Here is a 13,463-nt window from a genome sequence, read left to right as displayed (position 1 = left end):
AAAAGAACATTCCCAACATGGAAAATCGTCGTGAGTTTATTAAAAAATCTGCGCTTGCCGGTTTGGGCATGGCCGTGCCGGGCATGAGCTTTTCGGCCAGCAGCTACGCCCGTATTGTGGGTGCCAACGAGCGCGTTCGGGTGGGCATTATCGGGTTTTCGGACCGGTTCCGGCAGTCGCTGGCTCCGTCGTTTATGAACCACGCCAAAGACATGAACTTTGCGTTTGTAGGCGTGTCAGACATCTGGAGCCGTCGTCGCGATGAGGCCGATGCGTTTTTGAAAGGCAAAGGCTGGAACGACAGCAACTTTTTCAAGGCTCGCAACAACGACGAACTGCTCGAACGCAAAGACATTGACGCCGTAATTATCAGCACCGCCGATTTTCAGCACGCGCTACACTGCGTCGATGCCGTTGAATCGGGCCGCGACGTGTACGTTGAAAAACCATTCGCCGAATCGCTCGAAGACGCTCGTAAGGCCCTGAAAGCCGTAGAGAAGTCAAAGAAAATTGTGCAGGTTGGTTCGCAGCGTCGGTCGGCACCGAATTACCACGCGGCCAATGAATTTATCCGGTCGGGTAAGTTTGGCGATATCAGCATGGTTGAAATGACGTGGAACGTTAACCAGCCGGGTCGGTGGCGTCGGCCCAAGTTAGTGGCCGAAATTCGGAAAGAAGACACCGACTGGAATCGCTACCTGCTCAACCGCCCGAAAGTAGAATGGGACCCGCGCAAGTATCTGGAATATCGGCTGTTTTATCCGTATTCGTCAGGAATACCGGGGCAGTGGATGTCGCACCAGATTGATACCGTACACTGGTTCAGCGGGTTAGAACATCCGCGTTCGGTAGTTGCCAACGGGGGCGTATACGTCTGGAAAGATGGCCGGGTTAACCCCGACACGTTCACGGCGGTATTCGACTACGGTCCTGACAATGACAAAGCCAAAGGGTTTCAGGTGCTTTATTCGAGCCGGATGCACAATGAAGCGGGCGGCACCAAAGAGTACTACTACTCGAATGGTGGCATGATTAACCTCGATACCAATAAGATTACGTCGGAAGGCGGGCTGAAAGAGTGGGCTGCCAAAGAGATGGGTATGAAGCCGAATCTGCTGGCCGACACCGAGTTAAAGTCAATGGGAAAGATGGAAACCAGTGCCAACACCGGCTCCGACCCGATGACCTCGCTGCACATGCGTAACTGGATGGAGTGTGTTCGGAGCCGTCAGGAACCCAACGCACCCGCCCGCGCCGGTTTCAACCACTCAGTTGCCAACATTATGGCGACAATGGCTCAGCACACCGGCAAACGCGTAACATGGGACGGTACGAAGCAGGATGTGGTTGTGAGTTAATCAAACATGAGTCATCCCGAATTTTGAGTGAGGGCGAAGGCCACCATTAAAGCGTTTGAGATGGCTAACCGCAGTCTGTAAATCGGCACCGACGAGCATCGGTGCCGATTGCCTGTTCGGGGTACCCACCGTTTCAAAAATAGGGGTATCCAATCCGGCCAGTGGCGTAACAGCGATAACAGAAAGTCATACACTAAACTGACTATGCCCAACAGCTTTAGCCGGTTCTCCCAGAACCACAGCCGGGGCGACTCCAGGCCGAACTCGGCCTTGCCCGCTCGAAAAGCCTGTTCAATCTGCCAACGGTGCATGTAACTGTGTACCAGTAGCCAAGCCTGATGCACATCCCGGACGGGTACGGATGTGAGCAGGTACATGGGCGGTTGCTGATGCCTGCGATCCCGGACCACCAGCAACCATAAAGGCAATAGCTCATGCTCCGCATGACGAACGGCCAGCCAACCCACACTGACCTGTTTGGTAATCTTACGTTCCTTGTCGCGCAGGAGCTTACGGCTCTGGGGCGCACAACTACGGGCCAGCAGATGGGTCTGTTTGGTGCCTTTTTCGCCGTGAGTCAGTAGGTGATTCTTTTTCCAGCGCACCAGAAAGTCCTGTTTGAAGTGGCTCATCCACTCAATCGTCCAGCTACTGGCATAGCCCCGATCCAGCACATGCAGCACGGAAGCTGGCAGATGGGCCTGTAACTGCCTAAGCAGACGGAACATGATGTTGGTACCCACCTCTTTATGCTTGCCCCGCGTCGTCCACCAACTCATCTGGCACACACTGGGTGTTTCGCCCAGCGCGGCCAGTAATACACCCGTCCAGTGAAAGCCCGGCACGCAGATGCGGGCTGAAGGGGGCTTGTAGAAGCCTTTCTTGATCTTGGTGAGTCGTTTCCCCTTGCTACTTTCGACTGAACAAAGTCCTTCGACAAACCAACTTTCTGGCTTCTCGATGCGACTATCATCCCACACCAGCAAAGGCCGTTTGCCCATAGTCGCCAGTTGGGCAATGCGTCGTTGGGTCTTGGCCCAGAAAAACTCCTCGATAACAGCAGCGTCCCAATAGGCGCATCGTAAGAGGTTGCTTAGGCGTTTGGTACCTGCCGGGGCGTGGGCATGCCCAGCGATATAGCCTCCTAACTCACTCAGTAGCAGTCCCATCTTCGTGTTACGAAAGAGCAGAATGCTGCTAAACAAGGTCGCAAAGGTAGCTACGAGTCGCTTGTCGATTTGCTGGAGTAGCTGGTCTTGAATGGGTTGGAGATAGTGCTGTATTCGGGCTTGTAGAAAGTCATTCGCGGTTGACTTTACGCGCGTCGTATTGTTATTTTGTGTGCATGGCGTTGCCATAAAAAAGACCTCCTTTCTGGCTTTGGCGTTGTGGTGATGCTCAAAGCTAAGAAAGGAGGTTCTTTTTTCAGAGTGTCCCTAAAATTCGGGATGACTCATGTTTGATTTTTATCCCTTCATCAACCCGACTCCAATCTGGCAGTTCAGGCATTTTTTCTGTGTGCAAAACTCATTGTATAATTCAATGGCCGCCTGCGAGTCGAAGGCGGTTCGGATACCTAAACCAAGCGATTCCCACTGCTTAGTCAGGCGGTTATGTTCGGCGGGAAGCTGTTCGAGCAGTGCCACGGCCCGGTCGAGGTAGGCGGGTTGTTCGCGGTGGTGGGCATACGCAGCGAGCAGCGGCACTACTGTGTTAATCACAATGTTTTCGGCGGCAGCGCGGCCCAGGGCGGGGGCACCTTTGAGGGTTGCTTTACCGAAGCGATAATGAGTATGCCAATAGTCTGATGGGCTGATTTGCAGGCTGTTCAACAGCATTTCAGCGTCGGAAGAACCAACGAATAAAGAAAAAAGGCTGGCGTGCTTTGTCACAAGCCGGGCAAACTGGGCCAGCCGAAGCGTCGGGAAATTGGCGGGTCGCAAACGGCCCCACTTCCAGGCCACAGCCGATAGCTGCCGGTCGGCCAGTTGATACTTTGTTGAAAAGAATCGGTACTCGCGACGAAGCCTGTTTACATACTCGTCGGGTTCGCTTATAGCATCGAGCAAACCCGCTGTGCCAAATAACATGGCCTCGGACTGATAGAGCACGTCGCGGTGTTTCAGCAGGGCTTTCAACGGAACGGCCCGGCTCAGTTGGGTCATGGGTTCGGCGTTAATTTTGAAGCCCATGTTGCTGGCTAACAAGCGGTAAGCTGTTTCTTCCCAGTCGTTGTTGGTATGGTTGTGAACAGCCCGCACCCCAGCCGCTTTGCGCTCCAGCCGTTGCAGCATCGCTTTGTCGAGCATAGCCGTAAGCCGCAGGGGCGACACGCGTTGCAACTGCCCGGCGCAGGGTATGCTATCGGGCGAGTCGGTCAGTAGCGCGTACCGGTCAATCAGGGCCGTGTCGGTAATCGGGTGGAGTTCGAGCGTAGGCAGTATTGTGCCGTTTGTACGTTCGATCCGCTGGCTTAGCGTGGGCTGGTCGTTCTGCCAGACAACGTGCAGAATCACATTGTCGTAAGCGCGGTCGTGCTGATGGCGATGAGCCAGCCAATCCGACGTTTTCAGATGCATCTCGACCGTACCGCCCCAGGTTTGCCCGCCAATCAGCAACCGTGCATTGGTGAAATCGGGTCCGGAATCATAGTTCCGAAAACCTGGATGCAACACCTGCACGGCTTCTCCATCGGTAGTAGTCAGCCGAATTGTATTGAAATATTGAAATTGCCACAGGAAGTACAAAAACGATTCGGTCACAGGGGTAAACAGATAGCAGGCTGTTGCTGTCTGTGACGAGCCGATGTGTACAAAGTCACCGTTTACGGTAAGGTTGCCAGGTGTTCGGCCATTTGGCGTTGCAAAGATTGTGCTTCAGCCCGCGCCCGTTCGGCAAAATCTGCACCCGACGATGCATACAAAATGTTGCGCGACGCATTGACCAACAGCCCGCCATCGGGTGTCAGACCGTAGCGCGACACGTCGGTTAGCGAACCGCCCTGGGCACCTACGCCGGGCACTAACAGAAAATTTTTCGGAGCCAATGCGCGGATGCGCGTCAGTTCGTCGGCCTGTGTGGCACCCACTACGAACATCAGCCGTTCGTGGTGGTCAGGGCCAACCCAGGTCTGAGCGGTCTCGATAACTACCTCGAACAACTCCTGTTCGGCCACGGGTTGCCGCTGAAAATCAGCACTGCCGGGGTTTGAGGTCAAAGCCAGCAGAATAACCCATTTGTGGTTATAGTCTAAGAACGGCATCACGGAGTCTTGCCCCATGTAGGGCGCAACCGTGACTGAGTCGAAATGTAAACCGGCGGCAGTTGGGTCGAAAAAAGTGCGTGCGTATAGGCCCGACGTGTTGCCAATGTCGCCCCGTTTGGCATCGGCGATGGTAAAACAGTCAGCAGGAAGATAGTCGAGCGTTTTCTGGAGGCTTTCCCAGCCACGCGGCCCCTGGGCTTCGTAGAAGGCAAGGTTAGGTTTATAGGCCACGGTGAGGTCGGCAGTGGCATCGATAATGGCTTTATTGAACGTAAAAACCGGGTCAGATTCGCCGAGCAGATGGGTTGGAAGCTTACGCGGATCGGTGTCTAAGCCAACACAGAGATACGATTGTTTACGGAAAATAAGTTCGCTTAATTCAGAGTACGTCATACCAAAAACGGGAACCAACTAAAAATGGCTACCCCCAAAAGTACGAACTACCAAAGCGGTTTCATAAATTTGCCGATAAGTCCAACAGTTTACAGACTAACTCTGTTTTATGCAACTTCGGGAAACGGCCATCAAGGGCCTGATTGAACTGATTCCCCGTGTCTTTGAAGACGAACGCGGCTACTTTTTTGAATCGTATAACAAACCGCTGTTCACGTCGCTGGGCCTGCCAATGGACTTTGTGCAGGATAATCAGTCGTTTTCAGTGAAAGGCGTCCTACGCGGGCTGCACATGCAGAACGAACCTTTCGCACAGGGTAAATTGGTGCGGGTTATTACCGGGCAAGTACTCGATGTAGCCGTTGACCTACGCCCTGATTCGCCCACCTTTGGTCAGTATGAGACGTTTTTGCTCGATGCCAAACTCGCCAACATGGCTTACATTCCCGAAGGCTTTGCCCACGGATTTGTTACGTTAGAAGACAGCGTTTTTAGCTATAAATGCACGAACGTATACAACAAAGCTTCGGAATCGGGCATTCGCTGGGACGATCCCGACCTGAATATCAACTGGGGCATCGACAGTCCGATTGTTTCAGATAAAGATCAGGAACTGAAGTATCTGCGCGAGGTATTTCCGCAACAAGTTGTCTGAATTCTGTTCTACGTACTCAGAACATGTACCTTAGTACGTAGAACCTTATTTCTCGTACATTTCTTCCATGACCTTTTGGCCCACTTTACGGGCCGACAGCGGATTTTGCCCCGTTATCAGCCGTTCATCAACTTCGATATGCGGCAGAAACGGAATCAGGCTCTTGCTATACAGCGCATTTTTCTGACGGAGTGCGTCTTCGAGCAGGAAAGGCACTTCATCATCAAGCCGCATTAATTTTTCTTCCATAGTCGAAAAGCCCGTTATCTGCCGATTGGCGATTAATAACGACCCGTCCGATAACTTTACGTTCAGTAATCCGCTGACGCCGTGGCAAACGGCGGCTACCATACCACCTTTCTCGTAGATTCGGCGCGTTAGGGTTTGCAATACCTGATTTTCAGGGAAATCCCACATGGTGCCATGTCCTCCTGCCAGATAAATAATTTGATACTCGTCAGGGTTTACCTCATCGAGCCGTAATGAGTGTTCAAGCTTATGTCGGAACGTAGGGTTATTATACCATTTCTCATCGACCGTATCGCGCCGGTCCCGGCTTTTCTCATCGATTGGTATAAAACCGCCTTCAGGACTGGCAATGTCGTAAGGCAGGTTACGGTCGGCCAGTTCATCGTAGAAGTGCGTTGCCTCACTTAACCACAAGCCTGTTTTATGTGACTTTGTTGGGTAGTCGGTATGATTGGTACAAACGATGAGCGCGCGATAAATCGGGTCCATGTTTTCGACGGCGTGTTTTGAGTGGGCAATTTGGCCGTGGCTGCCGGCCATCGGGTACGAATATAGCGTGTTTCCGGTTAACCGCTCATCCGTCACTACATCCTGCGTCGTAACCTATTTTAAACTGGGCTGGAAGAATATTAAACCTATTTAGAAATAACTTGTCGAATAGTTGGCAAATACGTAATCGGGCAAATTTATATTTGCTTTATTTACTGTTTGGCAGATTATCGTATTGATAAGTAGAATATATTTGTTCGGCAACCGTACTCGTTCTAACCGCCATGCAAACCGTAAGCTATGAATCACTCCGGGCCGAGCAAGCCTGGATGATTGTTTCCGACCAACTTCAGCATCGCAACAACCTGTTAGCCAAAGGCATTTCGCATATGGAACGCCATGTGTCTGAACTACCAATGGCAAGCCGGTTGATGATGCTTCGGTATCACTTGAAAATGAGCCTGCGCCAACTTACCAGCGAAGCCCGCCAGCAAGTCCGAACCACGCCTGATGCCAACCGGCTCCGTCAGCAGTGGTTACACGTACATCAATTGTTTTTTCTACTGCGTCAGATCGATACGGAGTTGAACCGGGCAACGCTGGAAAACGACAATCTTCGGTCGTGGGTCGAAGCCACCGAAGCGCGGGTATATCGCTCGGCACTCGTTCATTTGAATTGATAATCTCATTAGGGTGATAACGTCCAACCGGCTGGCAACGCACGAAGATTTGTAGCGTCAGCCAGCCGGTTGAGATTTTTACAGGTTAGGATAAGTAGGATTTATCTGGGAACGGCGCGGGCGTAGCGGATGCGTTCAACTTTGATCGGTACGCAACCTGGCTTACAACCCTCATCGACCGGCCCGTCTGTAATGGGTGGTCCAACAACAACTGGGGGTTGTTCGGGTTGTTGCGTTTCGGAGGTAGGGCCATTCTCCGACCGAGCCATCCACTCGATTTCAACCCAGCCATCGGTGTTGGTTTCACCATCTACGGCTTTCAGGGCAATCTGATTGACGAGTGCCGATTTCCAGTTGTCGTTCTGGCTCAGATCGATTCGGTAGGTTCGCATCTGCCCATCGTTTTCAATCGGAAATTCATGATACCGGTTTGGGTCGTTGACTCGGATGGCCCGGTCTTCAAGATTGCGCCAGCTTAGGCGAAATCGCTTTTGCTGGGTTTTGAAAGCCGCCCGCAGATAAAGCTGCTGATTACTGGCACCGCGCCAGAGTACGGAGGGCGATTTAATTTCGTTGCTTCTCGGATTGTCGAGTCGAATGTGCAGTTTGTTCTGGATAGGCCAGCCGGTATCAAACGTTTTGTAGTAATGCCAGCCTTGCCGCGAAGCCAGAAACCGATAATTAGGCCCTGCTGCCGGACGCGGTTTTGAATAAACATAGGACCGAATCTCGCTCACGCTACCCAGAATCAGTTCATAGTCCCACTCGTGAACAATGTTGTGGTCGAGCACTTCAAAATTGCTGACAGCGATGTAGGAAGCGTCGCCACCCAGTTCATTACCGCCGTAATCGAAGCCGAAGTAGCCGCGCGTCCAGTCATACATGTTCGGGTAGTACAAGCCTACCCCGTATTGATTGTCGTTCACGGAGGCCATCCAGGGTTCGCTTGGGAAAACGTTGCCAAATTCGGCCCGCGTACCATCGCGCTCGGTCTGAACATTATAGCGGTCAATTTGTAAGCCGTCGTTCGTAAATGGTTGCCGGCCTGCGTAGTAATGAATGTTTCGATAGCCACCGTTCAGATATACGCAGGGCATTTCCTGCCCCCGCGCTTCGTACTGCGTTTTGTCGGACCGGAACATAACGACCCGGCAATGTACCTTCACTGCATTACCATCCAGCCGAATCCAGTGTTCGATAGTAGCCTCGCCGGGTTCGTTGTTAATGGCAAACTGCATTGGTACTGATTTGACATACAGCAGATTATCTTCTTTTCTGAAGTCGAGTATGCGGGCCGGGTTGCCCCAGGTGTCGCCTGCCTGAATGGGGTTCCAGCCTAAGCCAACCCAGGCCGAGGCACCCCGTTGCGAATAATCGGATGGGCCGCTGTACAGAGCAATCTGCACCTGCCGACCAAGGTCATTATTGTTGACCATATTCTCGGTGCTTGCCAGCCCGCCCCGATTATCTTTGAAGGCTAAATAGGTGATAGACCCTCCGTAGCGCAGGTTTATGCCGGCCCGTATCTTATCGTTCTCAATAATCTGGTGGTCAGGGATGGCGGCTGCCCGGCGGGCGGCTATCTGCGATGCCCGGTAGGTTAACGGATTGATATTGGTGCGGGGTTGTGCGAGTCCATCAGCCATACTACAGATGAACAGAACGATAATCATCAGGTGATACGGGCGATGAGCAGTTGAATTTGTAAGAGGCATATGGATATGATACGTGATCGGTGTACCTAACTCCTCTGCCGACAAATAACATGCCAAATTCTACATGTTACCTAATTTTTGTTTTTGGTAGCAAATTGTTGAACTTCTGCTGCAATTTGCTGGGTATTGGTCGACCCTGATTGTACCAGAAGCCGGTAACGAAATGTTACTTCTTTGCCAGCAGCCAACGTGTAGTTCATGGCCTGTTCTTTTCCATTACTAAATACGGCAGGGCCAAGCGGATTAGCTGCGTATAACCCATAACCTCTTGCATGCCAATAGGTTGGGTATCCTACGTTTTGCGGGTGGTCGATAAGGATAACCGAAACGCGTTCGTTGTTCAATCTACCGGTCAGATTCATCCAGGGCGCACGGGTTCCCCAAACGGCATCGCCCGTTGTTCCGATACTGCTCTGATACTGACCTGTTACGCCTTCGTTATTCATGGTTGGCACGTTCGTAGTTACTCCTTTCGAGTCCGTAAATACTTCGGGTTTATTAGAAGGCTGTTCGAGTTGTCGGGCCATGCGTAAAGCAATCATGCCCTCTTTGTTGTCTTTAAACACAACGTCTTTGCTTGCGGCCTTAAGGGTTGTGATGCGGTCGATAATACGCCGGTCAGGCCCGGCCCCAAACCGGAACGTAGTGGTTTCCTGGAGCATCACCTTGCCGTCTTTGTCGAGCCAGTTAGCTGTTACCGTTAACTCGGCAGGAGACGCCCCCGCGCCGTTTTTCATAGCCGAAATGCCCGTGTGAACAATAGTTCCGAATGGACCTTTATGACCAGGTTCTATAGCGGTTGAGTTATTCCAGAAGTCGTGGCCGTTTACATCGCCGTAATTAAACCACATGCCTACATGGTGCGGGTGGTCGACACGCTCGCCCGGTCGTGGGTCGAGCGGCCAGCCGCGCGTAATGAAGTTTCCGCCCGCCGACCGAATTGGATACAGCACCGCTTTTTTCAATACGTCGGGGCCGGGATAGATATAAGCCGTAAAGGGCTTTCCATCAACTAAGACATCAACGCGTTTGGCAGATTCGGTGTGAACAAGTTCGATGCGACCCGACTGAGCCAGTGCAGAAGCCGCCGATGCCAGCAGCAGGAAAACAACGAAACGAACGGAAACTAAAACGACGCGCATAACCGACGATTGCTTAAGTGAAACGCCCAAAAAAGCCCAACCAAGTAGACTTCTACCGGGTTGGGCGTGTAAGTAATCGTTTGTCTACGATTAATTTCCGAGCAATATTTTGTTGGTCACGTCCTGATCGATGGTGATATAGCCGGGGTAATTGATTTGTTTGTTGCCCAAATCGAGCGTTGGCTTGATTTTAATCGTCAGTCGCGATGGTTGGGCGTTATCAGAACCCGACAGGTTCTGCACCAGCCGCGTAAACGCATCGCGGGTTTTGGGGTCGCTGATAAGTTGATAGGCATTGGTATTGAGTCGAACCGGTACGCGGGTACGCCCGCCACCGGGCTGCACTTCGATGCGCTGATTCAGAAACCCGTTGAACAACTCCTGCCCGGCCAGCAAAATCCGGTATTCCAACTGATTGATACCGGCCAGCCGACTGGTTGGATTCGTGATGTCGATGTTAACTCGGGCGTCGAGCGGGATGTTGCGGGTAAGCAACCCGGCGGCTATGCGTGGAAAGCGGGCGGGGTTGAAGTCTTCTATTTTCCGAAATTCGCGGATGTCGGTGCCAGCCAGATAAACACTGTCTGCCGAAGCAATGGTATACCGGCAATCGCCGAGTGCTTTGGCCTGCGAAATTTGCTTGTTAACACCACATTGGCTAAACAACAGCGGCATCAGGGCCAGCAGCAAAACAATTCCTTTTTTCATGGTAATCGGGTGATTCATTTTTCTGTAAACGTCAGACAGAGCCTAAAGAGTTTGGTTTAAGCCAGTGCCGTTGTTTTTATGAGCAGTCGTATATTTGTGAACCCGCCGACAAGTTCCTGAATCACTGTCGGATTCGGACTTGTACACGCCGTATGCTACCTGTTTTCAAAAAGTCGATTTTCAGCGACTATCGGCTGATTTTTGGTATTTATTTCCTTGCCACGCTGTTTGCCAGCGTTCGGATTGTGGGGTGGGAAGGATCGAACAATTATTCGATTTTTTACCACTCGCTCTACCATCTCCTCGACGGGAAAAGTCTCTACGCAACCTATCCGGCTGAGTACTCCGACCATTATCATTACGCTCCTACGTTTGCTGCGCTATTCGCTCCAGTTTTTGCTTTGCCGTATTCCGCTGGGCTGTTTTTCTGGCATTTTCTGTTTGCCGGAGTTTGGGTGTATGCCGTATATCGGTTGCCGCTAACGCATTCGCAAAAAGTATTTGCCTACTGGTTCGGGTTGCAGGAGTTGTTTACATCGCTGGTCAATAGCCAAACCAACCCGCTCATTGCCGCCGTACCGATTTTTGCCTACCTGAGTTTCGAGAAACGACAACCGCTTTGGGCCGCTTTTTTTATCGTATTGGGGTTTAATATCAAGATTTACAGTGCCGTAGCGGGTGGCTTATTCCTCCTGTATCCGCAGAAAGGCCGGTTCCTGCTAAGCCTGCTGCTCTGGGCCGTTGTGTTGGGGCTGCTACCATTGCTGCTGACTTCGCCCGAAAAACTACTCTGGCAATATGACCTGTGGGTGAAACAACTGCTGATAAAGTCAGACCACGATAAGTGGGCAAACACCTCGATTCATCGACTTATGCACGTATTTGTTTCGCCTGACATACCGGGCACAGCTATAATTGGAGCGGGCGTATTGCTGTTTTGCACGGTCTATGCGAACATTCGGCGGTTTCATGAACGGACGTTCCGGCTGTTGCTGCTGGCGTCGGTACTGATTTTTCAGGTAATTTTTAACCCCGTGGCCGAGTCGCCAACCTACATCACCGCCGTGACGGGTGTGTTGTGCTGGTGGTTCGTTTGCCCGCAAACCGCCCTCGACCGGGCATTGCTCGTGGCGTGTTTTGTGCTAACCGTACTGTCGCCGAGCGACGTATTTCCGCCCTTTTTGCGGAATGAGTTTGTGTTGCCCTACGCGCTGAAGGCACTGCCCTGCGTACTGATCTGGTTTCGAGTACTGTATTTGATGCTACAGAGGAACACGGATTTTAAAGAGGAACACAGCTTGTACGGATGATACAGATCAACACGGATTTCTGTTTCGGAGAACAGAAGCAACTATCTGTGTGCATCCGCCCAATCCGCCCAATCTGTGTTCCTCTTCAAAAAATAAACGACATGTCTGCAACCTGGCTGGATTTCTGGCAAAACAAGAACGAGTTCGACGACTCGATGACGACCAATTACGCTTATTTCCTGGATAGGGTCGAACAGTATATTCCGTTGTCGAAAACGATGCGTGTACTCGACATTGGCTCGGGGCCGGGTAATCTCGAAGACGCCTGGTATAATCGGGTGGGCGAAATTCACGGTCTGGACATTTCGACGCGATACAACGAAATTGCCCGCGCTAAACACGCGCAACACTCAAACGTGTTTTTCCACGATATTTCGGCAGATGATTATTTGGATTTCAGCCCCGTGGCCGGGCGGCAGTTTGATGCTATTATCGTGATGAGCGTGGTGCAGTATTATCGCAATGCCGCTGAAGTTGAGCAACTGCTGGCAAACATAAAATCGTTGGCCGCGCCGGGTGCCAAAGCTCTTGTCTGTGACCTGATTGTGGAAGAAGGCGTACTGGGCGACGTGCTAAGTATTCTGGGGCGGTCGCTGCGGCAGGGCAAACTACTGTCGATGCTGCGGCTGCTGGTGCGGCTTCGTTTTTCGGACTACTATAAAATTCGACAGCAGAACGGCTTTCTTATCGTTCCCGAACGCGACTGGCTGGCAATGTGCAAACGCCTGAATATGAACGCCCGGTTTGTGCCTGAGCCGCTGACATTGCAGCAGGAGCGTAAAAACCTGCTGATTGAGTTTTGATAGAGGAACACAGATTATACGGATTAACACGGATTTCTGTTTTGGAGAGCAAAAGCAAACATCTGTGTTTATCCGTCTACTCTGTTCAATCTGTGGTCCCCTGTCAAATCCGTGTTTCATCAGTATACTTAAAAAACCGGCACGGCGTTTGATAGACAAATCATGAATCATAACCCATTTACCATTTCAACCATGACTATATCAACTGCCAGTCGGTCGCTATATCGCGGGCTATTGGCACTGCTTGTTGTTGGTACGCTGACAACGGCCTGTAAAAAATCGGGCGGCTCCGACGACGTTGACCCCCGCGATCAGTATGTCGGTACGTATGAAGGCGGCATTGCGTCGTCGCTGAATGTGGGCGGTTTTGAAGGCACTTCGCAGACCGGCACCTCTACCATCATCATTACAAAAGGCTCGAATCCGAAAGAAATTCTCATTGACACGCAAATGTCGCTGGGGCGACCTACCCCGCTTAAAGTTACGGCAGAACTGGAAGGGTCTACGTTCAGGGTAATTGACCGCAACAAAGACCAGATGAACGTGCTGGGCGTAACGGTAGAAGGGGAGTTTAAAGCAACGGGCGTGCTGGAGAAAAATCAGGTTGCCATTACTGCCACTACTGAGGGGCTGCGTACAGGTGCTGTTGTAAAACGTACCGAGCAAATTTCTGGAACTAAGAAATAATGTATCTTC

Annotated in this window: 13 protein-coding genes; 6 read left to right on the top strand and 7 right to left on the bottom strand. The window is 51.6% G+C overall.

Features of this window, described 5'->3' with window-relative positions:
• Positions 1 to 17 precede the first annotated feature (17 nt).
• Positions 18 to 1,358 (top strand): Gfo/Idh/MocA family protein, encoded by a 1,341-nt coding sequence (locus AWR27_RS10530; protein WP_077131139.1) that lies wholly within the window; start codon positions 18 to 20, stop codon positions 1,356 to 1,358.
• Between the two features lie 11 nt (positions 1,359 to 1,369).
• On the opposite strand, the gene AWR27_RS10525 is transcribed toward AWR27_RS10530, so the two are convergent.
• The 3 genes from AWR27_RS10525 to pyrF form a co-directional block, all read right to left on the bottom strand.
• A complete protein-coding gene (locus tag AWR27_RS10525) occupies positions 1,370 to 2,716 on the bottom strand; it encodes a transposase (protein WP_077130382.1) in 1,347 nt (448 codons plus the stop codon).
• Positions 2,717 to 2,824: 108 nt separating this feature from the next.
• On the bottom strand, positions 2,825 to 4,120 hold the full coding sequence (locus AWR27_RS10520; RefSeq protein ID WP_077131138.1) for a DUF2851 family protein: 1,296 nt from the start codon (positions 4,118 to 4,120) through the stop codon (positions 2,825 to 2,827).
• A 62-nt stretch (positions 4,121 to 4,182) separates the two neighbouring features.
• Positions 4,183 to 5,016, bottom strand: a complete 834-nt coding sequence (gene pyrF, locus AWR27_RS10515; protein ID WP_077131137.1) for an orotidine-5'-phosphate decarboxylase — start codon at positions 5,014 to 5,016, stop codon at positions 4,183 to 4,185.
• Between the two features lie 109 nt (positions 5,017 to 5,125).
• Between pyrF and rfbC the strand changes: the two genes are divergently transcribed.
• Complete coding sequence (rfbC, locus tag AWR27_RS10510; RefSeq protein ID WP_077131136.1) at positions 5,126 to 5,671, top strand: dTDP-4-dehydrorhamnose 3,5-epimerase; 546 nt, start codon at positions 5,126 to 5,128, stop codon at positions 5,669 to 5,671.
• Positions 5,672 to 5,716: 45 nt separating this feature from the next.
• Here the strand turns inward: rfbC and AWR27_RS10505 are convergent, their stop codons facing one another.
• Positions 5,717 to 6,409 (bottom strand): type 1 glutamine amidotransferase domain-containing protein, encoded by a 693-nt coding sequence (locus AWR27_RS10505; RefSeq protein WP_077131135.1) that lies wholly within the window; start codon positions 6,407 to 6,409, stop codon positions 5,717 to 5,719.
• Positions 6,410 to 6,693: 284 nt separating this feature from the next.
• Between AWR27_RS10505 and AWR27_RS10500 the strand changes: the two genes are divergently transcribed.
• Positions 6,694 to 7,089: a hypothetical protein gene (locus AWR27_RS10500; RefSeq protein WP_077131134.1), complete on the top strand. Its 396-nt coding sequence runs from the start codon at positions 6,694 to 6,696 to the stop codon at positions 7,087 to 7,089.
• Between the two features lie 101 nt (positions 7,090 to 7,190).
• Here AWR27_RS10500 and AWR27_RS10495 read toward each other — a convergent pair whose 3' ends face one another.
• The 3 genes from AWR27_RS10495 to AWR27_RS10485 form a co-directional block, all read right to left on the bottom strand.
• The gene (locus AWR27_RS10495; protein WP_077131133.1) at positions 7,191 to 8,762 is read right to left on the bottom strand and encodes a hypothetical protein; all 1,572 of its coding nucleotides are present in this window, start codon (positions 8,760 to 8,762) and stop codon (positions 7,191 to 7,193) included.
• A 113-nt stretch (positions 8,763 to 8,875) separates the two neighbouring features.
• A complete protein-coding gene (locus tag AWR27_RS10490; protein ID WP_077131132.1) occupies positions 8,876 to 9,946 on the bottom strand; it encodes a DUF6807 domain-containing protein in 1,071 nt (356 codons plus the stop codon).
• 90 nt (positions 9,947 to 10,036) lie between these two features.
• A complete protein-coding gene (locus tag AWR27_RS10485; RefSeq protein ID WP_077133919.1) occupies positions 10,037 to 10,654 on the bottom strand; it encodes an LEA/WHy family protein in 618 nt (205 codons plus the stop codon).
• A gap of 152 nt (positions 10,655 to 10,806) precedes the next feature.
• Here AWR27_RS10485 and AWR27_RS10480 point away from each other — a divergent pair, with 152 nt between their 5' ends.
• The 3 genes from AWR27_RS10480 to AWR27_RS10470 all read left to right on the top strand — a co-directional run bounded on the left by AWR27_RS10480 (position 10,807) and on the right by AWR27_RS10470 (position 13,454).
• Positions 10,807 to 11,964 (top strand): glycosyltransferase family 87 protein, encoded by a 1,158-nt coding sequence (locus AWR27_RS10480; RefSeq protein WP_077131131.1) that lies wholly within the window; start codon positions 10,807 to 10,809, stop codon positions 11,962 to 11,964.
• Between the two features lie 101 nt (positions 11,965 to 12,065).
• Complete coding sequence (locus tag AWR27_RS10475) at positions 12,066 to 12,767, top strand: class I SAM-dependent methyltransferase (protein WP_077131130.1); 702 nt, start codon at positions 12,066 to 12,068, stop codon at positions 12,765 to 12,767.
• A 192-nt stretch (positions 12,768 to 12,959) separates the two neighbouring features.
• On the top strand, positions 12,960 to 13,454 hold the full coding sequence (locus AWR27_RS10470) for a hypothetical protein (RefSeq protein ID WP_077133918.1): 495 nt from the start codon (positions 12,960 to 12,962) through the stop codon (positions 13,452 to 13,454).
• Positions 13,455 to 13,463 lie beyond the last annotated feature (9 nt).

It is taken from the genome of Spirosoma montaniterrae, assembly GCF_001988955.1.
GTDB classification, from domain to species: Bacteria; Bacteroidota; Bacteroidia; order Cytophagales; family Spirosomataceae; genus Spirosoma; species Spirosoma montaniterrae.
The sequence above is the reverse complement of the archived record's forward strand: the minus strand, read 5'-3'. Positions and strand labels throughout refer to the sequence as shown.

What these genes read in the sequence shown, in the direction of transcription:
- rfbC (WP_077131136.1), top strand. Translation starts at nt 5,126, where the DNA reads ATGCAACTTCGGGAAACGGCCATCAAGGGCCTGATTGAACTGATTCCC.
- AWR27_RS10485 (WP_077133919.1), bottom strand. Translation starts at nt 10,654, where the DNA reads ATGAAAAAAGGAATTGTTTTGCTGCTGGCCCTGATGCCGCTGTTGTTT.
- AWR27_RS10490 (WP_077131132.1), bottom strand. Translation starts at nt 9,946, where the DNA reads ATGCGCGTCGTTTTAGTTTCCGTTCGTTTCGTTGTTTTCCTGCTGCTG.
- pyrF (WP_077131137.1), bottom strand. Translation starts at nt 5,016, where the DNA reads ATGACGTACTCTGAATTAAGCGAACTTATTTTCCGTAAACAATCGTAT.
- AWR27_RS10530 (WP_077131139.1), top strand. Translation starts at nt 18, where the DNA reads ATGGAAAATCGTCGTGAGTTTATTAAAAAATCTGCGCTTGCCGGTTTG.
- AWR27_RS10500 (WP_077131134.1), top strand. Translation starts at nt 6,694, where the DNA reads ATGCAAACCGTAAGCTATGAATCACTCCGGGCCGAGCAAGCCTGGATG.
- AWR27_RS10475 (WP_077131130.1), top strand. Translation starts at nt 12,066, where the DNA reads ATGTCTGCAACCTGGCTGGATTTCTGGCAAAACAAGAACGAGTTCGAC.
- AWR27_RS10505 (WP_077131135.1), bottom strand. Translation starts at nt 6,409, where the DNA reads ATGGACCCGATTTATCGCGCGCTCATCGTTTGTACCAATCATACCGAC.
- AWR27_RS10525 (WP_077130382.1), bottom strand. Translation starts at nt 2,716, where the DNA reads ATGGCAACGCCATGCACACAAAATAACAATACGACGCGCGTAAAGTCA.
- AWR27_RS10495 (WP_077131133.1), bottom strand. Translation starts at nt 8,762, where the DNA reads ATGATTATCGTTCTGTTCATCTGTAGTATGGCTGATGGACTCGCACAA.
- AWR27_RS10480 (WP_077131131.1), top strand. Translation starts at nt 10,807, where the DNA reads ATGCTACCTGTTTTCAAAAAGTCGATTTTCAGCGACTATCGGCTGATT.
- AWR27_RS10470 (WP_077133918.1), top strand. Translation starts at nt 12,960, where the DNA reads ATGACTATATCAACTGCCAGTCGGTCGCTATATCGCGGGCTATTGGCA.